The organism is Streptomyces sp. NBC_01546, assembly GCF_045208355.1.
Taxonomy (GTDB): Bacteria; Actinomycetota; Actinomycetes; order Streptomycetales; family Streptomycetaceae; genus Streptomyces.
The window spans coordinates 3116522-3137445 of sequence record NZ_CP109379.1 but is presented as its reverse complement, the minus strand read 5'-3'; the positions used below and the strand labels follow the sequence as shown (position 1 = coordinate 3137445).

The window sequence follows — 20924 nt, the reverse complement described above, 5'->3', positions numbered from 1 at the left end:
AGGCGCAGAGCCCGGGGGTCTAGCGGGCGGCCTTCTTCCGCTTCAGCAGCAGCTTCGGCAGGTGCGCCGGCATGGGCCTGCGGGTGATCGCGGGGGAGGCCAGCGGGGCCGCGGCCAGCGAGCCGGCCGGCAGCTCCGTGCGGACCGACTCCGGCTCCAGCCGCAGCAGGCGGCACTCGCGTGCCCACCGCTCGGTCATCTCCTCCGAGTCGGGCGCGTTCAGCCGCTTGCCCTTGAGCTCGGCGACAGCCGCCGCCCACTCCTCGCCGCGCGGCGGGATCTCCCGTACCGTCGCGGTCCAGGCCACCAGCCGGCCGCCCTTGTCCTTGCTCCGCACGGTCACCTCGGCGCTCGCGCCGTCGGCGAGCCCCGGGAACGGCTGCTCGCCGGGCCCGTCGCCCAGTACGTGGGCCGCGCCGTCCACCCAGGCGTGCCACAGGGCGCGGTCGGCCCCGCCGCCGCGGACCCAGATCAGGCCGGACTTCTTGGTGGCCTCCTCGACGAGGGCCAGGTCGAGCGCGCTGAGAGTCATGCGGACCAGAGTAGGGGAGGCCGGTACGGGCCTGGGAGCCAGCCGTGGACGGGCCTCAGAGCCAGCCGTGGCGGCGCAGGGTCCGGTGGATGCTGAAGCAGATTCCGACGATCGAGGCCATCACCATCGGATAGCCGTACTTCCACTGGAGCTCGGGCATGTGATCGAAGTTCATCCCGTAGACCCCGCAGATCATCGTCGGTACGGCGATGATCGCCGCCCAGGAGGTGATCTTGCGCATGTCCTCGTTCTGGGCGACCGTCGCCTGCGCGAGATTGGCCTGGAGGATCGAGTTCAGCAGCTCGTCGAAGCCCACCACCTGCTCGTGCACCCGCGCCAGGTGGTCGGCTACGTCCCGGAAGTACTTCTGGATGTCCGGGTCCACCAGCCGCATCGGCCGCTCGCTGAGCAGCTCCATCGGCCGCAGCAGCGGCGAGACCGCCCGCTTGAACTCCATCACCTCGCGCTTGAGCTGGTAGATGCGGCCCGCGTCGCCACCGCGCGCGGCGCCCTTCGCGGGGGCGGCGAAGACCTCGCTCTCCACCTCGTCGATGTCGTCCTGCACGGCCGCCGCGACCGCGATGTAGCCGTCGACCACGTGGTCGGCGATGGAGTGCAGGACCGACGAGGGGCCCTTGGAGAGGAGGTCGGGGTCGTCCTGGAGGCGGTGGCGCAGCCCCTTGAGGGATCCCTGCCCGCCGTGCCGGACCGTGATGACGAAGTCGGGGCCGGTGAAGCACATCACCTCGCCGGTCTCCACCACCTCGCTGGTGGCGGTGAGTTCGGCGTGCTCGACGTAGTGGATCGTCTTGAAGACGGTGAAGAGGGTGTCGTCGTAGCGCTCCAGCTTCGGCCGCTGGTGCGCGTGCACGGCGTCCTCCACCGCCAGCGGGTGCAGGCCGAAGGTGGCCGCGATCCCCGCGAACTCCGCCTCGGTGGGCTCGTGCAGGCCGATCCAGGCGAAGCCGCCGTCCTCGCGGACCCGGCGGATCGCCTCACGGGGCGTCAGGCAGTCGGGCCCCAGCACGCGTCGGCCGTCGCGGTACACGGCGCAGTCGACCACGGCGCTGCTCGCCGACGGGTCGCGGGTGGTGTCGTATCCGGGCTGTGCCGGGGTGGACTTGCGCAGCGACGGACGGACGGCCGCACGCAGGTAGGGCAGCATGGACATGGCAGGCTCCTTCGCGCGCACGGCTGCGGACCGTACGGGTGGGAGACCCTCCACCGCTGCGGGCGGGCAGGCCCGGGCAAGGGGAGGGAACAGGACGGGAGGACAAAGTTCTGCCGTCGCTCTTCTACTGATCAGGAGATCAAAGGGGGCGGGAGGCGCCCGTCACAGAAGCGGAAGAGCGATTGGTACTGCACGATCGACTTCGATCCATCGCAGCCCCACCTCCTCCGGCCGGTCCCCCGTGAGGGACGTCCTGTCGCCGGAGCACCCATACATCGCTTCTGCGTGCGGCCCGACCAGCTGTCAACAGTATCAGCCGACGGATGGTCAAGACGCGTCCTTTACCCGGCTGATACGAGTTCTATGCTCGCTCCATGGCAGAAATTCTGGCCCTCGTGGAGGCTCGGCTGCGCACCGCGTTCGGCGTACCCGACGCACGCGCCGCCGTCACCTTCCTGGGCACCGACCGCATCGAGGTACTCCGTTTCGCCGAGGGTGACCTCGTGCGGTACGCGACCCTCGGCATGTCCGCGCACCCGATGACCGATCCGACCGCCGTGGTCGCCGACCCCGGGCGCCGTTCAGCTCCGTCCTGGTGGCGGAACCCGGCGGCCTGGTGGAGGACCTGGAGCTGGACGAGCCCATGGACCCGGTGCAGTTCCTCCCCCTGCTCCCCATGACGGCGAACGAGGCCGCGTGGAAACGGGTGCACGGAGCGGCCGCCCTCCAGGAACGCTGGCTCGCGCGCGGCACGGATCTGCGGGATCCTCTGCGTACCGCAGTCGCACTGGACTGAGCCCGGACGGGTGATCGCGTCTTGACGGCGCGCCGGGCGGGGAGGAGCGTGGCTTCTTATGAGGGGCGAACCAAGTTGCCCGAAGTGCGGTGGCCGGGTCAGAGCGCCCGGTCTCTTCTCCGACTCCTGGCAGTGCGCTGTGCACGGCGCTGTCCACCCTCTGCAACCCGTCATCCCGCCCAGCGTCGAAGGCCTGAACGTGGTCGTGCACCGGACGAAGGTGCCGGTGTGGATGCCGTGGCCGCTCCCGGTGGGGTGGCTGTTCACCGGGGTCGCCTCCGCCGGCGACGACCGCAGCGGGGGGCGGGCGACGGCCGTGGCCTGCTCGGGTCCCGGTCCGCTGGGCGGCATGGGTGAGCTGCTGCTGGTCGCCGAGGAGCTCGGAGTGGGGCTCGGCGCGCGGTTCGCGGGCATCGACGGCCCGGACCCCGGCTCGCACATCGACGTGTCGGCGCCGCCGCACGCCAAGGTGGTCGCGGCGGGCCGCCCGACACCGCTGTGGCACCTCAAGGGGGCCCCGGACGACCGGGCCGTGTTCGCGGGCGAGGCACGGGGCCTGTGGCTCTGGGCGATCGTCTGGCCGGAGCAGACCGGCCTCCTGATGTACGACGAGCTCGTCCTCACCGACCTCCGCGACGCGGGGGCCGAGATCGAGCTCCTGCCGTGCGGGGCGCTGAGCCCGCGCATCCTCGGGCCGGGATAGCCCGCGGGCCCGCTGCCCGGGGGGACCTCCGGCCCGGTTATCCTGGAGTGCCCCCCGTTCGTACCACCCTTGGAGCCCGGCTGTGCGCATCGACCTGCACACCCACTCCACGGCTTCCGACGGTACGGACACCCCCGCCGAGCTGGTGCGCAATGCCGCCGGCGCGGGGCTGGACGTGGTCGCGCTGACCGACCACGACACCGTGGGCGGATACGCCCAGGCCATCGCCGCGCTGCCCGCCGGGCTGACGCTGGTGACCGGAGCCGAGCTGTCCTGTCGGCTCGACGGGGTCGGGCTGCACATGCTCGCCTACCTCTTCGACCCCGAGGAGCCCGAGCTCGCCCGCGAGCGGGAACTCGTACGGGACGACCGCACCCCCCGCGCGCAGGCCATGGTCGGCAAGCTCCGGGCGCTCGGCGTGGACGTCACCTGGGAGCAGGTGGCCCGGATCGCCGGTGACGGCTCCGTGGGGCGGCCGCACATCGCGACCGCGCTGGTCGAGCTGGGCGTCGTACCCACCGTGTCGGACGCCTTCACGCCCGACTGGCTCGCCGACGGCGGCCGGGCGTACGCCGAGAAGCACGAGCTCGACCCCTTCGACGCCATCCGCCTGGTCAAGGCGGCCGGCGGGGTCACCGTCTTCGCCCACCCCGCCGCCGTCAAGCGCGGCGAGTGCGTGCCCGAGGCGGCGATAGCCGAGCTGGCGGCCGCGGGCCTGGACGGCATCGAGGTGGACCACATGGACCACGACACCGACACCCGCGCGCGGCTGCGCGGCCTGGCGGCGGACCTCGGACTGCTGACCACCGGCTCCAGCGACTACCACGGCAGCCGCAAGACCTGCCGGCTCGGGGAGTACACGACCGACCCCGAGATCTACGGCGAGATCACGCGCCGCGCGACCGGGGCCTTCCCGGTGCCCGGCGCCGGCGGACGTGAGGGTTAGCGAGCCAGAGCTCCGCTCCACCCGTCCCACCACTTTTCTTCGCGACACCCCTCTCTCCCGCAAGGCATCACTGTGTTCGACTTCGCCGTCTTCGGATCCCTTTTTCTCACGCTTTTTGTGATTATGGACCCCCCGGGGATCACGCCGATCTTCCTCGCCCTGACCTCCGGGCGCCCCGCCAAGGTGCAGCGCAAAATGGCCTGGCAGGCCGTCTGCGTGGCCTTCGGCGTCATCGCGGTCTTCGGTATCTGCGGCCAGCAGATCCTGGACTACCTGCACGTCTCCGTTCCGGCGCTGATGATCGCCGGTGGTCTGCTGCTCCTGCTCATCGCGCTCGACCTGCTCACCGGCAAGACCGACGAGCCGAAGCAGACGAAGGACGTCAACGTCGCCCTGGTCCCGCTGGGCATGCCGCTGCTGGCCGGCCCCGGTGCGATCGTGTCCGTGATCCTGGCCGTGCAGAAGGCCGACGGGTTCGGCGGCCAGGTCTCGGTCTGGTGCGCGATCATCGCCATGCACGTCGTGCTGTGGCTGACCATGCGCTACTCGCTGGTGATCATCCGGGTCATCAGGGACGGCGGCGTGGTCCTCGTGACCCGGCTCGCCGGCATGATGCTCTCCGCGATCGCCGTCCAGCAGATCATCAACGGTGTGCTCCAGGTCGTACAGGGCGCCTGACCGCCACGGACATGCGAACGCCCCCGCACCGGTTCCGGTGTGGGGGCGTCGACGTTCGTGCGGTGTGTCAGGGCGTCAGCAGGACGCCGTCTCGGCCGGTCGGATCAGAATGCGCTGGCCGACGGCTGCGGCCTGCTGCACGATCCGGTTGACGGAGGCCGCGTCCACGACGGTGCTGTCCACGGCAGATCCGTCGACGTCGTCCAGGCGCAGAATCTCGAAGCGCATGGGGCTTCTCCCTTCGTCAGTGTTCTCCTTGCAAAGGTCACAACGAAGTGTAGAGGGAAAACATTCCCTACGCTAAGGAAATTTTTTCACTCGCTAACTACTCTGCGGTGCACGCGTCCCAGAACGCAGCCAGCGCACCCGCTGTGACCTGCGGATTCTCCGCATTGGGGGAGTGCTCGGCGCGCTCGACGATCACACGCGAAGCGCTCAGGCGCTCCGCCATGTCATCCATCAACGGCACCGGCCAGGCGTTGTCCACGGCTCCCGACAGCACCAGCTTCGGGAGCGGGACGGCCGCCAGCTCCGCGATCCGGTCCGGCTCGGAGATCAGTACCCGGCCCGTGGCTATCAGCTGCTCGGGGACGGTGGCCAGCCACCGCTCGCGCAGGAACCGCGCCAGCTCGGGCGAGTCCGCGACGGCGTCCTCGGGGTCATGGGCGCGCATCGCCTCCCACACCGCCGCCATGTCCTCACGCAGCGCCTCCAGGGCCGCCACCAGCAGCTTCGTGCGCGCCTGCTGCTCCTCGGAGATCGCGGCGGGCCCGCTGCTCATCAGCGTGAGCGAGGCGAAGGGCGAGGCGTCGCGGAGTACGGCGGCGCGCGAGACCAGCCCTCCGAGGGAGTGCCCGACCAGGTGGACCGGGCCCGCGTCCAGCGCGGCGGCCTGCGCGAGGACGTCCCCCGCCAGCTCCTCCAGCGCGTACGCGGACTCCTCGCGCGGGCCGGGGCTCTGGTACTGGCCGCGGCCGTCGACGGCGACGACGCGGTACCCGGCGGCGGCCAGCGGTTCCAGGAGGGCGATGAAGTCCTCCTTGCTGCCCGTGAACCCGGGGACCAGCAGGGCGGTACCGCGGACGGGCGCACCGGACTCGTGGACGGCGAACGCGCCACGGGCGGTGTCGAGGAGGTACGCGCGGGCGCGCGGGGGCAGGGTGAGGCGCGGCGGCTTGCTCATACGGCTCACGTTACTGGCCGGTCGGCACCGCGGGTCCGCGGGTCGGCCGATACGCCGATGGCCCGGCCCCCCTGGACGGGGAGCCGGGCCATCGGCGTATCGGGCTGTGCTGCTTACGCCTCCGGCGCGGCCGCGGCCTTGCGGGTGCGGGTGCGCTTCGGCTTGACCGGGGCCTCCTCGGCCACCGCGGCGGCCGGAGCCACCGGAGCGGCCTCGGCGACCTTGCGGGTCCGGGTACGGCGGGCCTTGACGGGCTCCACGGGCGGGGCCATCTGGAAGTCCGGCTCCGGAGCGGCCTCCGCGACCTTGCGGACGCGGACGCGCTTCGGCTTGACCGGGGCCTCCTCGGCCGGGGCCTCGACCACGGCCGCCTCGGCGACCGCGGCGACGGCCTTGCGGGTGCGGGTGCGCTTCGGCTTGGCCGGAGCCTCCACGACGGCCTCGACCGCGACGGCGGCAGGGGCCTCGACCACGGGGACCGGAGTCACCGGAGCGGCCTCGACGGCCTCGGCTGCCTGGGCCGGGACCACGGCGGCGCGGGTCCGGCGGCGGCGCGGCCTGCGCGGCTCGTCGGCGGCCGGAGCCTCGGGAGCCTCGGCCTGCGGGGTCACCGCGACCGCCTCGGCGGTCTCGGCGCCCAGCTCCGTGCCACCACGGGTGCGGCGGCGCTGACGCGGCGTACGGGTACGCACGGGGCGCTCCTCCGTCACCACGGCGGCAGCCGCGGCCGGGCCGGAGCGGCCGCCACGGCCACCGCGGCCGCCGGTCTCGCCCAGGTCCTCGACGTCCTCGGCCTTCAGGCCGGCCCGCGTGCGCTCGGCGCGCGGCAGGATGCCCTTGGTGCCGGCCGGGATGTTCATCTGCTCGTACAGGTGCGGGGACGTGGAGTACGTCTCGACCGGGTCGTGGAAGTCCAGCTCCAGCGCCTTGTTGATCAGCTGCCAGCGCGGGATGTCGTCCCAGTCGACCAGGGTGACGGCGATGCCCTTGTTGCCCGCGCGGCCGGTGCGGCCCACGCGGTGCAGGAAGGTCTTCTCGTCCTCCGGCGTCTGGTAGTTGATGACGTGGGTGACACCCTCGACATCGATACCGCGCGCGGCGACGTCGGTGCACACCAGCACGTCGACCTTGCCGTTGCGGAACGCGCGCAGCGCCTGCTCGCGCGCGCCCTGGCCCAGGTCGCCGTGGACGGCGCCCGAGGCGAAGCCGCGCTTCTCCAGCTGCTCGGCGATGTCGGCCGCCGTGCGCTTGGTGCGGCAGAAGATCATGGCCAGGCCGCGGCCCTCCGCCTGCAGGATGCGGGAGACCAGCTCCGGCTTGTCCATGTTGTGCGCGCGGAAGACGTGCTGCGCGATGTTGGCGACGGTCGCGCCCTCGCCGTCCTCGGAGACGGCGCGGATGTGGGTCGGCTGCGTCATGTACCGGCGGGCCAGGCCGATGACCGCGCCCGGCATGGTCGCCGAGAACAGCATCGTCTGACGCTTCGGCGGCAGGTAGTTCATGATCTTCTCGACGTCGGGCAGGAAGCCCAGGTCGAGCATCTCGTCGGCCTCGTCGAGGACCAGCGCGCGGATGTGCGACAGGTCGAGCTTCTTCTGACCGGCCAGGTCGAGCAGGCGGCCCGGGGTGCCGACGATGATGTCGACGCCCTTCTTGAGCGCCTCGACCTGGGGCTCGTACGCGCGGCCGCCGTATATGGCGAGGACGCGGACGTTGCGGACCTTGCCCGCGGTCAGGAGGTCGTTGGTGACCTGGGTGCACAGCTCGCGGGTCGGAACCACCACGAGGGCCTGCGGGGCGTCGGTCAGCTGCCCGGGCTCGGCCCGGCCCGCCTCGACGTCCGCGGGGACGGTGACCCGCTCCAGCAGCGGAAGGCCGAAACCGAGCGTCTTGCCGGTTCCGGTCTTGGCCTGGCCGATGACGTCCGTGCCGGAAAGGGCGACGGGAAGGGTCATCTCCTGGATCGGGAAGGGGGACACGATGCCGACGGCCTCAAGGGCTTCGGCGGTCTCGGGGAGAATCCCGAGGTCTCGGAACGTAGTCAGGGTGCTGCCTCTTCTGTGAGACGCGGCCCGAGGCGGCGAAGGGGGTCGTACCGTGCCTGGCTATGCCGTACTGCTACGTACGAAGCTGCGCGGGACCACTGCCGTCGCTCAAGCGCTCTTGCCGCTGAGGGGGCCCCTCGTGCGGGAGGCACGCGTCTGCGCACACACCACACCACTGAGGGCGGTCGGTTTGGAGCCGATCGGGCCACCGACCGGGCATCCTCATTCGGGATGGCCCGCCGAGTATCCGGCAGGCGCATTACCACTGTACCCCGGAATCGCGCAGCTGTGTCGGGCGAATTCACCGCACCGGCACGTTTAGGCAGACCGGCAGTGACCAGGGATAGTGACTTGAGGCGCCTTTCGGCGGGCTATTGTGCGGAGCATGTCGACCGTAGAAAACGCCTCGCCCGCCGACGACGGCACGCCCGCCGAAGCCGTGGGCATCGCCGCCCAGGACTGGGCGGCCGCCTCCGCCTCGCCGCAGTACCGGGCCGCCGTCGTGGACCTGCTCGGCGCGCTCGCGTACGGAGAACTCGCGGCTTTCGAGCGCCTCGCGGAGGACGCGAAGCTCGCGCCCACCCTCGACGACAAGGCCGAGCTCGCCGCCATGGCCTCCGCCGAGTTCCACCACTTCGAGCGGCTGCGCGACCGGCTCGCGGCGATCGACGCCGAGCCCACCGCCTCCATGCAGCCCTTCGCCAAGGGCGTGGACGACTTCCACCGCCAGACCGCTCCGTCGGACTGGCTGGAGGGCCTGGTCAAGGCCTATGTCGGCGACTCGATCGCCAGCGACTTCTACCGCGAGGTCGCCAGCCACTTGGACACCGACACCCGGGCCCTCGTCCTCGGTGTGCTCGACGACACCGGTCACGGCAACTTCGCCGTCGAGAAGGTGCGCGCCGCCATCGAGGCGGACCCGCGCTGCGGCGGCCGCCTCGCGCTGTGGGCCCGCCGGCTGATGGGCGAGGCCCTCTCGCAGGCCCAGCGCGTGGTCGCCGAGCGCGACGCGCTCTCCACCATGCTGGTCGGCGGAGTCGACGGGATGGCCGCCGGCTTCGACCTCGCGGCCGTCGGCGAGATGTTCACCCGGATCACCAAGGCGCACACCAAGCGGATGGCGGCCCTCGGCCTCGCCGCGTAGCACCCGGCACACGTACGTCGGCCCCGGTACGGAACCATCCGTACCGGGGCCGACGTGCGTCAGGAATCAGGGATCAGGGATCAGCCCCGTGTCGGGACCGAAAACGGAGTCCTGTGCGAGGGCCTGCGGGGCCCGGAGGCCGGCCGGAGCAGCAGGGACAGCACCACCGCCGACACCAGGACGGCCCCGACGAAGGTCGCGGTCAGGGTGTTGTGCCCCGGGCCGAGCGCGAAGTGCGTCAGATAGGCCCCGAACAGCGCCCCGAGCACCCCGCTGACCAGCACCACTCTCAGGGCGGGCAGCCTGCGGGCGAGCACTCGCGCGGCTGTCGCGGACAGGGCGAGGCCCAGCAGGGCAGAGCCGAGCACTTCCATCAGCACCATGAAGTCCCTCCCACACATCAGGGCAAACGCCTTCACTGCGGTCCTACCCGAAGCGGAAGACACGGAAACGGCCCGGTGGAATCAACCACCAGGCCGTTTCAGACAGTTCTCGGCACGTCAGGTGCCACCGCGTCAGAGCGCTCCGAAGCCGACCTTGCGCGCGCTCGGCTCGCCCAGGTCGACGTACGACAGGCGGTCGGACGGCACCAGAACCTTGCGGCCCTTGGTGTCGGTGAGGCTGAGCAGCGGCGCCGTGCCGGACAGCGCGGCGGCGACGATGGTCTCCAGCTCCTCGGCGCTCAGGTCGCTCTCCAGCACGATCTCCCGGGGTGCGTGCTGCACGCCGATCTTGACCTCCACGGCTTTGTCCCTCCGACGATCCGGTTCGCGCGATCAGCCGCGCCGTACGCGGTCCACATTAGCCCGGAGAGGGGACGCGGACCGCGCACAGCGGACACGCTCGCAGCGAACAGCGGAGAACGGACACCGCCCGCGGCCGTCCGGCGGCTCAGGCCTCGGTGCCCTGCTCGCTGCCGTGCAGCGGGAAGCCCGCGATACCGCGCCAGGCGAGCGAGGTCAGCAGGCCCACCGCCGTGTCCCGGGCGACCGGGCTCTCGCTGGACAGCCAGTAGCGGGCCACCACCTGCGAGACCCCGCCCAGACCCACGGCCAGCAGCATCGACTCGTCCTTGGACAGGCCGGTGTCCTCGGCGATGACGTCGGAGATGGCCTCCGCGCACTGGAGCGAGACCCGGTCGACGCGCTCGCGCACGGCCGGCTCGTTCGTCAGGTCGGACTCGAAGACCAGCCGGAAGGCGCCGCCCTCGTCCTCCACGTACGCGAAATAGGCGTCCATGGTCGCCGCCACGCGCAGCTTGTTGTCGGTCGTCGACGCGAGCGCCGTGCGCACGGCGAGCAGCAGGGCCTCGCAGTGCTGATCCAGCAGCGCCAGGTAGAGGTCGAGCTTGCCGGGGAAGTGCTGGTACAGCACCGGCTTGCTCACGCCGGCCCGTTCCGCGATGTCGTCCATGGCCGCGGCGTGGTAACCCTGCGCGACGAAGACCTCCTGGGCCGCGCCCAGCAGCTGGTTGCGCCGGGCTCGGCGCGGCAGTCGCGTGCCCCGCGGACGCGCTGCCTCGGTCTGCTCGATGGCTGTCACGCCGCCTCCCACTTTCTCTAAGAACACAGTGCGCTCTGCGCCGCGCCGCCATCGTACTTTTCGGTAACCGAATCTGGTGGGTTCAAGCCGAGTTTTCTCGCGGTACGGACCGGTCGGACGTGCTGGTCAGCGGTAGTCGTCCTCGTCCAGGGGCACCACCCTGGCCTGCTCCACGGCGTCCCCGTCGTTGGCCTCGCCGCGATCCACACCGGTGACCTTGTCGTCCTCCTCCGAAGGCTCCACCTCGGTCAGCTGCTCCGCCAGGTCCGCCTCGGGCGCCTCAGGGTCGATGACTTCCGGAATCGCCTCGCGGAAGGTGTCCGGCTCCGCAGGGTCGACAGTCATGCCGCTCCCCTCGCTTCCTTGTTCTCACTACGAGCCTAGGAGGCTTGCGGATACCCCGCTATACGGATCGCCATGCCTCTGTGACCGCGAACACAAGGATCCCGGCGTGATCGTCTCGTAACATTGCCGCATGTCTTCGACCGAGCTGCCGGGTGTACGGTCCACCGCCGAGCCGTCCGCCCTGGCGGGAGCGGTCCGGGTGGCCGATGGAGAGCAGCTGCGCACCGTCGCGCTGCCCGGGCTGGAACTGGCCGTCCGGGTGCGCCCGCCCGTCCGTACGGACCTGCCGCCCGCCCTGTTCGTCCACGGACTCGGCGGTTCCTCGCAGAACTGGTCGGAGCTCATGGAACGGCTGGCGGGCACCGTCGACGGCGAGGCCCTCGACCTGCCCGGCTTCGGCTGGTCCCCGCCGCCCGCCGACCGGGACTACTCCGTCACCGCCTTCGCCCGCGTGGTCATCCGGCACCTCGACGCCGCCGGACGCGGGCCGGTCCACCTCTTCGGGAACTCCCTCGGCGGCGCCGTTTCCACCCGGGTCGCGGCCGTCCGGCCCGACCTCGTCCGCACGCTCACGCTGGTCTCGCCCGCCCTGCCCGAACTGCGCGTGCAGAAGTCGGCCGTGCCGACCGCGCTGCTCGCCGTACCGGGGATGGCCGCGCTCCTGGGCCGGATCGCGCAGGGCCTGACCGCCGAACAGCGCACCCAAGGGGTGACGGAGCTCTGCTACGGCGACCCCGCGCGGGTGACGCCGGAGGGATTCCGCAACGCGGTCGAGGAGATGGAACGGCGGATGGCCCTGCCGTACTTCTGGGAGTCCCTGACCCGCTCCTCGCGCGGCATCGTCGACGCCTACACCCTCGGCGGACAGCACGGACTGTGGCGGCAGGCGCAGCGGGTACTCGCCCCGGCCCTGCTGGTCTACGGTGGCAGGGACCAGCTGGTCTCGTACCGTATGGCGCACAAGGCGGCCGCTGCCTTCCGGGGCTCGCGGCTGCTGTGCCTGCCCGAGGCCGGGCACGTGGCGATGATGGAGTACCCCGAGGTGGTGGCCGCCGCCTTCCGGGAGCTGCTCCGAGATACCGAAGACGGCAGAGGCTGAGGACCGTGGGACGACATAGTCGCAAGGCCCCCGCGCCTGCCCCGGCGCCCGCACCCGCACCGGCCCCCGCACGTCAGCCGTACGAGCAGCCGCCGGTCTACGAGGAACGCACCCGGGCCTGGCCCGAACCCACCGTCACCCACCAGGGGTACGTGGCCGAGGAGCGGCCCGCTCCGGGCGGCCACCCCCAGCAGTACGAGTCCGGCGGCGCCTGGGGAGCCGGAGCCGACTCCGTGTACGGGGACTGGCGCGGCGTCCCGCGCCCCCGGACCGCGACCGCCCTGCTGGACTCCGACACGCCGGCCTTCGGCACCCCCGCGGTCGGCTTCCCGCAGGTCACCCTGGCTCCGCCGGTCGCCGAGCCCCCCTACGAGCACGCCCTCGACCCCGTCACCTCCACCGGCTCGCACCGCCGGGTGCCCGGGCCGCGCAAGCCGGCCGACGCGCCCGTCGAGCCGGAGCGGCCTGACTCCGGCCGCGGCACGAAGACACGCACCTACACCGGCATGGCCGCCGCGGCCGTCACCACCGTCCTCGCCGTCGTCGTCGCCGTCCAGGTGGTCTCCGACGGCGAGAGAGTCCAGCACGGCACGCTCGCCGCGACCGACGGCGGCCGGGCCGACGAGGCCGCCTCCCGCTCCGACGACCGCCCGACGCCGGACGCGCCCGCGCAGGCACCCGCGCCCGCGCAAGAGCTCACGTACGAGCAGAAGATGGCCCAGCAGCTGCCGATCGACGCGAAGCTCACCGGCTCCGGCGCCTTCGACACGGTGCCCGGCGTGGCCAAGGCCCCCGGCAAGGGCAAACTCGTGCGCTACCGGGTCGACGTGGAGCAGGGCCTGGGGCTGGACCCGCAGCTGTTCGCCGAGGCCGTCCACCGCACCCTCAACGACGACCGCAGCTGGGGCCACGGCGGCACGAAGACCTTCGAGCGGGTGCCGGGCGGCGAGGCCGACTTCGTGATCACCCTCGCGAGCCCCGGGACCACCGGGAAGTGGTGCGCCAAGTCCGGGCTGGACACCACCGTCGACAACGTCTCCTGCGACTCCGCGGCCACCGACCGCGTGATGATCAACGCGTACCGCTGGGCCCAGGGCTCCGCCACCTACGGGCCGGACCAGATGGTTGCCTACCGGCAGATGCTCATCAACCACGAGGTCGGCCACCGGCTCGGGCACGGCCACGTGAGCTGCCGCACGCCGGGCGCGCTCGCCCCGATCATGCAGCAGCAGACCAAGTCGCTCGACATCGACGGGATCCAGTGCAAGCCCAACCCCTGGGTGTTCCCCGGTAGCTGACGGTCAGTCGGCCGTCCGTGTCGACAAACGGTTCGCGTAGCGCGCTCGAACGCGAACCGTACGGGAAAGTTACGACTCTTCACCCCTTCCGGTGGCGCGACGGACAACCGTCCGTCGCGCCTTCGGCACATCCGCTTGAGTTCTTCCGCGGCGGGTCGCCGGACCGACGGCGACCGCCTGAAACGGGAGATCGGGGGTGCCACTCGTGCGGGTCGGACTGCTCACGGAAGGTGGTTATCCGTATGCCACGGGAGAGGCGAGGCTGTGGTGCGACCGGCTCGTGCGCGGGCTCCCGCAGCACGAGTTCGAGCTCTACGCACTGAGCCGCAGCGCCGAGCAGGAACGCGCGAGGGTCCAGCTGCCCGAGCACGTCACCCGGGTCCGCACCGCCCCCCTCTGGGCCCCGGCCGACGACGGGCGGACGTACTCCCGGCGCGAGCGCCGGCGGTTCGCCGACTGCTTCCGGGAACTGGTCCACGGGATCTGCGCGGGCGAGGCCCCCGCCTTCGAGGCCGGGCTCTACGGGCTCGCCGCACTCGCCCGCGAACAGGGCGGCCTGTACGCGGCGCTGCGCTCCGAGTCCGCCGTACGGGCCGTGGAGTCCGCCTGCCGGGCGCCGGGCGCCGGGCGCGCCGTACAGACGGCGCAGGTGCCGGACCTGCTGGAGTTCGTGGACGAACTGGAGCGGATGCTGCGGCCGTTGTCCCTCGACTGGTACGAGGAGCCCGGCAGCCTCGGCGCGGTCGACGTCTGCCACGCGGCGGCGGGCGGGGTCGCGGCGCTCCCCGGGCTGCTGGCCAAACGCTTCTTCGGAGTCCCGCTGCTGGTCACCGAGTACGGGGTCCAGCTGCGGGCCCACTACCTCGAGCAGAGCCGGGAGGGCCGCCCCGCGCTGCGGGCCCTGCTCGCGGCCTTCCACATCCGGCTGGCCGGCGAGATCTACGCCCGGGCCGACCTCCTGACCCCCGGGAACGCGCACGCCCGGCGCTGGCAGGAGCGGTGCGGAGCCCCCCGGGACAAGCTGCGGACGGTCTACCCGGGGATGGAGGCGGACCGATTCGCCACCGTCGGGGAGTCCGTGGACGGCGGGGACCCCGACACCCTCGTGTGGGTCGGCCGGATAGAGCCCGCCAAGGACCTCATCGCCCTGCTGCACGCCTTCGCGGAGGTCCGCAAGGCCGCCCCGCAGACCCGCCTGCGCATCTTCGCCACGGCCGCGGCACCCGGCTACCTCGCCGACTGCCGGTCCCTGGCCGCCCAGCTCTTCCCCGACGAGGCCGCCGACGCCGTCACCGTCGGGGAGAACCCGGTCACCTTCGAGGAGATCGGCGGACCCGAGGCGCCCACCCCGGCCGAGGCCTACGGCTCCGGGCGCGTCGTCGTCCTGTCCTCCGTGATCGAGGGCTTCCCGGTCACCCTGGCCGAGGCGATGCTCTGCGGCCGGGCCACCGTCTCCACCGACGTCGGAGCGGTCCGCGAGGTCATCGGCGGCACCGGGCTCGTCGTCCCGCCGCGCAACCCCCGGGCGCTGGCCGACGCCTGCCTGTCGCTGCTGCGCGACCCGGAACGGGCGCACCGGCTCGGTGCGGCCGCCCGGGCCCGGGCCCTGGAGCTGTTCACCGTCGAGCAGAACGTGGCCGCCTTCCAGGAGATCTACCTGCGGCTGCTCGCCGCCGGATCCGCCCGGCCGGACGGGGAGGTCCCCTTCGCCACGCCCCCGGAAGCCCGCGTGCCGGGGCACTGGACCAGCCCGACGTGGGCCGCCGCCCCCACCCCCACCTCGGAGGCAGCCGTATGACCGTCGACGAAGCCGCCCCCGCGACTCCCCGCCGGCGACCCGGCGGGGACCCCGTCAAGGCACTGCTGCACCGCCACCGCGAGCTCTGCGAACGGGCCGTGGACCCACTGGAGATCGCCGCCGGTCTGGAGGCCCACGGGATCACCGACCGTACGGCCACGCGCTTTCGGCACCGGGACGTCTTCTCGCTCGCCGAGGAGCTGTACGCCCGCACCCCGCACGGGGAGGTGCCCGCCGCCGCGCTCACCCGCGGGCCGGCCGGGCCGTCGGCGCTCCGGGGCTTCGGCTGCGCGCTGCTGCCCGGGGCCCTCGCCTTCGGGGTGGCCGCCGCCGCGCCGGCCTGGGCCGGGCCCGCCGCCGCGGCCGCTGCCGTCGCCGCGCTGGTGTGGCCTGGCGGGCCGCCGGCGGGCGGTTCCCCTTCGCCGTGCACCTGCTCGCCGCGGCCGTCGCCGGCTGGGCCGCGCACCGGCACGGCACCGCCCTCGCCCTCGGCCTCGCCCTGGCCGTCGCCCCCGGGCACCTGGTCGCCGCCGCCTTCGCCGCCCGGGCCCGGGCCCGGCTCGCCGGGAGCCGCGCCCTGGAGGAGTTCGCGGACCGGGTCCGGCCGCTGCTCCTCGCCGCCGTCGCGGTGTTCGCGGCGGCCGCCGCCGGGGCGGCCGCGCTCGCCGGAGCCCCGCTCACCGCGGCGGTACCGCTCGCCCTCCTGCTGTTCCTGACGAGGCTGCTGCTCCGGCACGGGGCCCACCGCGGCCCCGTCGCGGCGGCCCTGGCGCTCGCCCTCGTCCCCGTCCCGGCGGCGGCCTCCGCCGCCGCGGCGGGACTCCTCGTACACGCGGTCCTCGCCCTGTCCCGCGCATCCGCCCATGCGCGGCCCCATCCACCCACCCGCAAGGAGAAACAGAAGATGACCGGCCAGCCAACCAACCAAGGGGCCACGCGATGAGGGTGCTGCTGATCGGAGCCAACGGATACCTCGGCCGCTACGTCGCCGACCGGCTGCTCGCCGACCCGGCCGTCCAGCTCACCGCGCTCGGCCGCGGCGACGACGCCGACGTCCGGTTCGACCTCGCCACCGGCAGCCCCGGCGCGCTGACCCGCTTCCTCGACGCCGTCCACCCGGGCGTCGTGGTCAACTGCGCCGGCGCCACCCGCGGCGGAGCCCGCGAGCTCACCCGGCACAACACCGTCGCCGTCGCCACCATCTGCGAATCGCTGCGCCGCAGCGGCTGCGGGGCCCGCCTCGTCCAGCTCGGCTGCGCCGCCGAGTACGGGCCCAGCCAGCCCGGATCGTCCACGGCCGAGGACGCCGTGCCGAGACCCGGCGGGCCGTACGGCGTCAGCAAACTGGCCGCCACCGAGCTGGTGCTGGGCTCCGGGCTGGACGCCGTCGTGCTCCGGGTCTTCTCGCCCGTCGGCCCCGGCACCCCCGCCGGATCCCCGCTCGGCCGCCTCGCCGAGGCCATGCGGCGCGCGATGCAGTCCGGGGACGGGGAGCTCAAGCTCAGCGGGCTCGGCGTGCAGCGCGACTTCGTGGACGTTCGGGACGTGGCGCGGGCCGTGCACGCCGCCTCCCTCTCGGCCGCCCAGGGTGTGGTCAACATCGGCACCGGCCGTGCGGTCAGGCTCCGTGACGCGGCCGCCGTCCTGGCCCGGGTCGCCGGGTACGGGGGCGCCCTGCACGAGCTGGACGTCCCGCACGGCGGGCCGCAGCAGCACGGGCACCCCGGCCGGCCGGCCGGTCTCGCCGCCATCGGGTCCCCCCGCTCCGAGGCGACCGCCGAGCAGCTCGCCGCCGCGGCCCCGCAGCCGTACCCGTACCCCGACGGGTGCGGGGCCTGGCAGCAGGCGGATGTCCGCACCGCCCGCGACCGGCTCGGCTGGCGGCCCCGGATCAACCTGGAGGAGTCCCTGGCGGACATCTGGATGGAGGCGGCGTGCCGCATCTGACCACCCCGCCAGGGGCCACGACGGCCGCCCCGACCGAGGCCGGGCGCCTCGGCCTCGGCGTCCCCGGTTACGCGCACCCGCTGCTCGCCCCCGTCGAGTGGGCGGAGCTGACCCGCCCCGGCACCCCGCTGCACTGGGCCGTGCTCAACGTCACCGACGGACCGGGCGGGCGGCCCGACCCGCACTGCACGGAGGCGGCCGCGAAGCTCCGCGGCGCGGGCGGTACCGGCCCCCGGCTCCTGGGCCATCTCGCCATGCGTGACGGCCGGCGGTCCTTCGGGGAGCTGATCTCCGACGCCCACCGCTTCCGCGACTGGTACGGGGTGGGCGGCTTCTACCTCGCCGGCGCCCCGTCGGACAAGGCCGAACTCGCCTCCGTGCGCCGGGTCGCGGACACCCTGCGCGGCCTCGGCGAGGACGTGCGGATCGTGCTCGGGCACGGCACCCACCCGTACGAGGGCTACGTGGAGGCCGCCGACCAGCTGGTGACCTTCTCCGGGGCCTGGGCCGACTACCGCTGGTCGCAGGTCGCGGAGTGGACCGCCGACCATGCGGCGGAGCGGTTCTGCCACCTCGTCCACGGGGTGCCGCGCACGCACCTGGAGGAGGCCGTGCGGATCGCCCGCTGGCAGGGAGCGGGCACCATCTGGTTCACCGACCGGCGCGGGGCGGGCGACCGCGACCCGTGGGCCTCGATGCCCGCGTACTGGGACGAAATCGTCTCGCGGATCGGGACGGGTGTCTTGGAATGAAGACGGGCGTGGCAGTGTTACGGGGAGAACCACCGCTAAGACGTCACCATCTACGGAGTCCCCGTGTCGCTGCCACCCCTGGTCGAGCCAGCTGCTGAGCTCACCGTTGACGAGGTTCGTCGGTACTCCCGCCACCTGATCATCCCGGATGTGGGGATGGACGGCCAGAAGCGCCTGAAGAACGCCAAGGTGCTGGCCGTGGGCGCGGGCGGTCTCGGTTCGCCTGCCCTCATGTACCTGGCCGCGGCCGGCGTCGGCACGCTGGGCATCGTGGAGTTCGACGAGGTCGACGAGTCGAACCTGCAGCGCCAGATCATCCACAGCCAGGCGGACATCGGCCGTTCCAAGGCGGCGTCGGCCCGCGACAGCGTGCTGGGCATCAACCCGTACGTGAACGTGGTCCTGCACGAAGAGCGGCTCGAAGCCGAGAACGTGATGGAGATCTTCAGCCAGTACGACCTCATCGTCGACGGCACGGACAACTTCGCCACGCGCTACCTGGTCAACGACGCCTGCGTGCTGCTGAACAAGCCGTACGTGTGGGGCTCGATCTACCGCTTCGACGGCCAGGCCTCGGTCTTCTGGTCCGAGCACGGCCCGTGCTACCGCTGCCTCTACCCGGAGCCCCCGCCGCCGGGCATGGTCCCGAGCTGCGCCGAGGGCGGCGTGCTGGGCGTGCTCTGCGCGTCCATCGGGTCCATCCAGGTCAACGAGGCGATCAAGCTCCTCGCGGGCATCGGCGAGCCGCTGGTCGGCCGCCTGATGATCTACGACGCCCTGGAGATGCAGTACCGCCAGGTCAAGGTCCGCAAGGACCCCGACTGCGCGGTCTGCGGTCCGAACCCGACCGTCACCGAGCTCATCGACTACGAGGCCTTCTGCGGCGTCGTGTCGGAGGAGGCCCAGGAGGCGGCCGCCGGCTCGACGATCACTCCCAAGCAGCTCAAGGAGTGGATCGACGACGGCGAGAACATCGAGATCATCGACGTCCGCGAGATCAACGAGTACGAGATCGTCTCGATCCCCGGCGCGAAGCTGATCCCCAAGGGCGAGTTCCTGATGGGCACGGCCCTCCAGGACCTGCCGCAGGACAAGCGCATCGTCTTGCACTGCAAGACGGGTGTCCGCAGTGCGGAAGTCCTCGCGGTCCTGAAGTCCGCGGGCTTCTCGGACGCGGTCCACGTCGGCGGCGGCGTGATCGGCTGGGTCCACCAGATCGAGCCGGACAAGCCGATCTACTAGCAGTCACCCCGGAGGGGCCGTACCGCCTGCGCGCGGTGCGGCCCCTCCGGCGTTCAGGCGCCCTGGGGCGGCTCCGGCCCGACGGGCGTCCCTGTGGGGTCCGCGGTCGCGGTGCAGACGGTGCCCGCCTTCGGCGCCTTCCCGTCCAGGAGGTACGTGTTGACGGCCTGCTGCACGCACGGGTCGCCGCTGTTGTACGCGCCGTGCCCCTCGCCCTTGTAGGTGAGCTCCACGCCGACGCCGGGCCCGAGCTGCTCCACCATGTGGCGGGCGCCCTCGTACGGGGTGGCCGGGTCGCCGGTGTTGCCGATCACCAGGATCGGGGCGGCTCCCGGGGCGGACACGTCCGGGGTCTCCCAGGCGCCCGCGACCGGCCAGTCGGTGCAGCTCATCATCGCCCAGCCGAGGAAGTCGCCGAAGACGGGCGAGGCCGAACGGAACGTCGCCAGCTTGGCCTTGGTCTCCGCCAAGGTGTAACGGTCCTTCGAGTCGACACAGTTGATGGCGGTGTTCGCCGCGCCGATGTTGCTGTAATGCCCCTGCTGGTCGCGGCCGTTGAGGGCGTCGGAGAGGGCGAGCAGCAGCTGGCCCTGCCCGCCTTCCGCCTCGTCGAGGCCCTGCTCCAGCAGCGGCCACAGCTCCTTGGAGTACAGGGCCTGCGCGATGCCGTTGGTCGCCTGGCTCTCGGTGAGCGGCCGGTCGCCGATGCCCGCGATGGGCTTGGCGGACAGGTCCTTCTGGAGCTTGATGATGTTGGCTTCGATCTCCTTGGCGGTGCTGCCCTGGAGCCGGCACTCGTCCCCGCGGTCCACGCAGTCCTGCGCGAAGTTGCCGAGGGCGAGCTGGAAGCCCTTCGCCTGGCCGAGCGCGCCCTCTTCGGAGGTCTTGGTCGGGTCCACGACGGCGTCGAAGACGGCCCGCCCGACGCTCTTCGGGAAGAGGTGGGCGTAGACCCCGCCGAGCTCGGTCCCGTAGGAGATGCCGAAGTAGTTCAGCTTCTCGTCGCCGAGGGCCTGGCGGATGCGGTCCAGGTCGCGGGCGGCGTTCGAGGTGCCGACGTGGGGCAGGAGCGCGGCGGACTTCTGCCGGCAGGCCTGCTGGTAGTCCCGGATGTTCCGGACGAAGGCCTGCTCCTCCTGCGGGGTGTCGGGGCTGGAGTCCTCGGCGTAGTACGCGTCCAGCTGCTTGTCGCCCTCGCAGCGGACGGGGACGCTGCGACCCACCCCGCGGGGGTCGAAGCTGACCAGGTCGTACCGGGCGCGCAGGGCCTCGTACTCCTTGGCGGCGCCGGGCAGGGTGGTGATGCCGGAGCCGCCGGGGCCGCCGAAGTTGAAGACGAGGGAGCCGATGCGGTTCTTCTGGTCGCGGGCCTTGGCGCGGATCAGGGCGAGCGGGATGGTCTCGCCCTCGGGCTTCGCGTAGTCGAGGGGGACGTCGAGGGTGGCGCACTGCCAGTCCTTGGGCGGGGCCTGTCCGCCGCCCTCCAGGGGGGTGGGGGCCGGGCACTCGCCCCACTTGAGGGGCTTGGCCTCCTTGGTGCCGTCGGCCTTCGTCTTCTTCCCGTCGCCGTCGTCGGAGCAGCCGCCGGTGGCGAACAGTGCGGCGGCCAGTGCGGCGGCGGATGTGACCCGCCAGGCGTTTCTCGGCATGCCCCCATCCTCTGCGGCCTCGGCCACCCCCGCCCCCGCGCTGACCCGAACGGG

21 protein-coding genes and 1 pseudogene are annotated in these 20924 nt (G+C 72.6%); 12 read left to right on the top strand and 10 right to left on the bottom strand.

The window, feature by feature from the left end; genetic code table 11:
• Window positions 1-19: 19 nt before the first annotated feature.
• Entirely contained in the window at window positions 20-532 is a 513-nt protein-coding gene (locus tag OHA89_RS13950) for a hypothetical protein (protein ID WP_406366276.1), read from the bottom strand.
• Between the two features lie 55 nt (window positions 533-587).
• Complete coding sequence (locus tag OHA89_RS13945) at window positions 588-1703, bottom strand: magnesium and cobalt transport protein CorA (protein ID WP_215149879.1); 1116 nt, start codon at window positions 1701-1703, stop codon at window positions 588-590.
• Window positions 1704-2077: 374 nt separating this feature from the next.
• On the opposite strand from OHA89_RS13945, the pseudogene OHA89_RS13940 reads away from it, so the two are divergent.
• From OHA89_RS13940 to OHA89_RS13925, 4 genes and pseudogenes are all read left to right on the top strand, one after another.
• Window positions 2078-2499: pseudogene (locus OHA89_RS13940) on the top strand (suppressor of fused domain protein).
• A gap of 58 nt (window positions 2500-2557) precedes the next feature.
• On the top strand, window positions 2558-3202 hold the full coding sequence (locus OHA89_RS13935; RefSeq protein WP_266615102.1) for a DUF6758 family protein: 645 nt from the start codon (window positions 2558-2560) through the stop codon (window positions 3200-3202).
• Between the two features lie 82 nt (window positions 3203-3284).
• A complete protein-coding gene (locus OHA89_RS13930) occupies window positions 3285-4148 on the top strand; it encodes a PHP domain-containing protein (RefSeq protein WP_215149876.1) in 864 nt (287 codons plus the stop codon).
• 72 nt (window positions 4149-4220) lie between these two features.
• Window positions 4221-4826, top strand: a complete 606-nt coding sequence (locus tag OHA89_RS13925; RefSeq protein ID WP_215149875.1) for a MarC family protein — start codon at window positions 4221-4223, stop codon at window positions 4824-4826.
• Window positions 4827-4901: 75 nt separating this feature from the next.
• Here OHA89_RS13925 and OHA89_RS13920 read toward each other — a convergent pair whose 3' ends face one another.
• The 3 genes from OHA89_RS13920 to OHA89_RS13910 form a co-directional block, all read right to left on the bottom strand.
• Complete coding sequence (locus tag OHA89_RS13920) at window positions 4902-5054, bottom strand: hypothetical protein (protein ID WP_215149874.1); 153 nt, start codon at window positions 5052-5054, stop codon at window positions 4902-4904.
• Window positions 5055-5151: 97 nt separating this feature from the next.
• A complete protein-coding gene (locus OHA89_RS13915; protein ID WP_406366273.1) occupies window positions 5152-6009 on the bottom strand; it encodes an alpha/beta fold hydrolase in 858 nt (285 codons plus the stop codon).
• 113 nt (window positions 6010-6122) lie between these two features.
• Window positions 6123-7964 (bottom strand): DEAD/DEAH box helicase, encoded by a 1842-nt coding sequence (locus OHA89_RS13910; protein WP_266615097.1) that lies wholly within the window; start codon window positions 7962-7964, stop codon window positions 6123-6125.
• A gap of 475 nt (window positions 7965-8439) precedes the next feature.
• Here OHA89_RS13910 and OHA89_RS13905 point away from each other — a divergent pair, with 475 nt between their 5' ends.
• Window positions 8440-9198 carry a ferritin-like domain-containing protein gene (locus tag OHA89_RS13905; protein ID WP_257554295.1) on the top strand — a complete coding sequence of 253 codons (759 nt, stop codon included), beginning with the start codon at window positions 8440-8442 and terminating at the stop codon, window positions 9196-9198.
• Between the two features lie 80 nt (window positions 9199-9278).
• Here the strand turns inward: OHA89_RS13905 and OHA89_RS13900 are convergent, their stop codons facing one another.
• The 4 genes from OHA89_RS13900 to OHA89_RS13885 form a co-directional block, all read right to left on the bottom strand.
• A complete protein-coding gene (locus OHA89_RS13900) occupies window positions 9279-9581 on the bottom strand; it encodes a hypothetical protein (RefSeq protein ID WP_251065603.1) in 303 nt (100 codons plus the stop codon).
• Between the two features lie 132 nt (window positions 9582-9713).
• The gene (locus OHA89_RS13895) at window positions 9714-9941 is read right to left on the bottom strand and encodes a DUF3107 domain-containing protein (protein WP_215149754.1); all 228 of its coding nucleotides are present in this window, start codon (window positions 9939-9941) and stop codon (window positions 9714-9716) included.
• Between the two features lie 148 nt (window positions 9942-10089).
• Complete coding sequence (locus OHA89_RS13890) at window positions 10090-10740, bottom strand: TetR/AcrR family transcriptional regulator (protein ID WP_215149755.1); 651 nt, start codon at window positions 10738-10740, stop codon at window positions 10090-10092.
• A gap of 126 nt (window positions 10741-10866) precedes the next feature.
• A complete protein-coding gene (locus OHA89_RS13885; protein WP_215149756.1) occupies window positions 10867-11085 on the bottom strand; it encodes a hypothetical protein in 219 nt (72 codons plus the stop codon).
• Between the two features lie 130 nt (window positions 11086-11215).
• Here OHA89_RS13885 and OHA89_RS13880 point away from each other — a divergent pair, with 130 nt between their 5' ends.
• The 7 genes from OHA89_RS13880 (at window position 11216) to moeZ (ending at window position 19221) form a co-directional block, all read left to right on the top strand.
• The gene (locus tag OHA89_RS13880; protein ID WP_215149757.1) at window positions 11216-12184 is read left to right on the top strand and encodes an alpha/beta fold hydrolase; all 969 of its coding nucleotides are present in this window, start codon (window positions 11216-11218) and stop codon (window positions 12182-12184) included.
• A 5-nt stretch (window positions 12185-12189) separates the two neighbouring features.
• Window positions 12190-13482, top strand: a complete 1293-nt coding sequence (locus OHA89_RS13875; RefSeq protein ID WP_266615095.1) for a DUF3152 domain-containing protein — start codon at window positions 12190-12192, stop codon at window positions 13480-13482.
• A gap of 205 nt (window positions 13483-13687) precedes the next feature.
• Window positions 13688-15280, top strand: coding sequence for a GT4 family glycosyltransferase PelF (gene pelF / locus OHA89_RS13870; RefSeq protein ID WP_266615399.1), 1593 nt, complete (start codon window positions 13688-13690; stop codon window positions 15278-15280).
• A gap of 385 nt (window positions 15281-15665) precedes the next feature.
• Complete coding sequence (locus OHA89_RS13865) at window positions 15666-16223, top strand: hypothetical protein (RefSeq protein ID WP_406366270.1); 558 nt, start codon at window positions 15666-15668, stop codon at window positions 16221-16223.
• Window positions 16220-17227, top strand: a complete 1008-nt coding sequence (locus tag OHA89_RS13860; protein ID WP_215148202.1) for an NAD-dependent epimerase/dehydratase — start codon at window positions 16220-16222, stop codon at window positions 17225-17227. The genes OHA89_RS13865 and OHA89_RS13860 overlap by 4 nt, the downstream gene beginning before the upstream one ends.
• On the top strand, window positions 17215-17979 hold the full coding sequence (locus OHA89_RS13855; protein WP_266615091.1) for a spherulation-specific family 4 protein: 765 nt from the start codon (window positions 17215-17217) through the stop codon (window positions 17977-17979). The genes OHA89_RS13860 and OHA89_RS13855 overlap by 13 nt, the downstream gene beginning before the upstream one ends.
• A gap of 63 nt (window positions 17980-18042) precedes the next feature.
• Window positions 18043-19221: an adenylyltransferase/sulfurtransferase MoeZ gene (gene moeZ / locus OHA89_RS13850; RefSeq protein ID WP_215148206.1), complete on the top strand. Its 1179-nt coding sequence runs from the start codon at window positions 18043-18045 to the stop codon at window positions 19219-19221.
• Between the two features lie 53 nt (window positions 19222-19274).
• On the opposite strand, the gene OHA89_RS13845 is transcribed toward moeZ, so the two are convergent.
• Window positions 19275-20870, bottom strand: coding sequence for an alpha/beta hydrolase (locus OHA89_RS13845; RefSeq protein ID WP_266615090.1), 1596 nt, complete (start codon window positions 20868-20870; stop codon window positions 19275-19277).
• Window positions 20871-20924: the final 54 nt, after the last annotated feature.

Excerpts from the sequence above, each read along its gene's own strand:
- OHA89_RS13950 (WP_406366276.1), bottom strand. The coding sequence starts at position 532 with ATGACTCTCAGCGCGCTCGACCTGGCCCTCGTCGAGGAGGCCACCAAG.
- OHA89_RS13945 (WP_215149879.1), bottom strand. The coding sequence starts at position 1,703 with ATGTCCATGCTGCCCTACCTGCGTGCGGCCGTCCGTCCGTCGCTGCGC.
- OHA89_RS13935 (WP_266615102.1), top strand. The coding sequence starts at position 2,558 with ATGAGGGGCGAACCAAGTTGCCCGAAGTGCGGTGGCCGGGTCAGAGCG.
- OHA89_RS13920 (WP_215149874.1), bottom strand. The coding sequence starts at position 5,054 with ATGCGCTTCGAGATTCTGCGCCTGGACGACGTCGACGGATCTGCCGTG.
- OHA89_RS13915 (WP_406366273.1), bottom strand. The coding sequence starts at position 6,009 with ATGAGCAAGCCGCCGCGCCTCACCCTGCCCCCGCGCGCCCGCGCGTAC.
- OHA89_RS13910 (WP_266615097.1), bottom strand. The coding sequence starts at position 7,964 with ATGACCCTTCCCGTCGCCCTTTCCGGCACGGACGTCATCGGCCAGGCC.
- OHA89_RS13905 (WP_257554295.1), top strand. The coding sequence starts at position 8,440 with ATGTCGACCGTAGAAAACGCCTCGCCCGCCGACGACGGCACGCCCGCC.
- OHA89_RS13900 (WP_251065603.1), bottom strand. The coding sequence starts at position 9,581 with ATGGTGCTGATGGAAGTGCTCGGCTCTGCCCTGCTGGGCCTCGCCCTG.
- OHA89_RS13885 (WP_215149756.1), bottom strand. The coding sequence starts at position 11,085 with ATGACTGTCGACCCTGCGGAGCCGGACACCTTCCGCGAGGCGATTCCG.
- OHA89_RS13880 (WP_215149757.1), top strand. The coding sequence starts at position 11,216 with ATGTCTTCGACCGAGCTGCCGGGTGTACGGTCCACCGCCGAGCCGTCC.
- OHA89_RS13860 (WP_215148202.1), top strand. The coding sequence starts at position 16,220 with ATGAGGGTGCTGCTGATCGGAGCCAACGGATACCTCGGCCGCTACGTC.
- OHA89_RS13845 (WP_266615090.1), bottom strand. The coding sequence starts at position 20,870 with ATGCCGAGAAACGCCTGGCGGGTCACATCCGCCGCCGCACTGGCCGCC.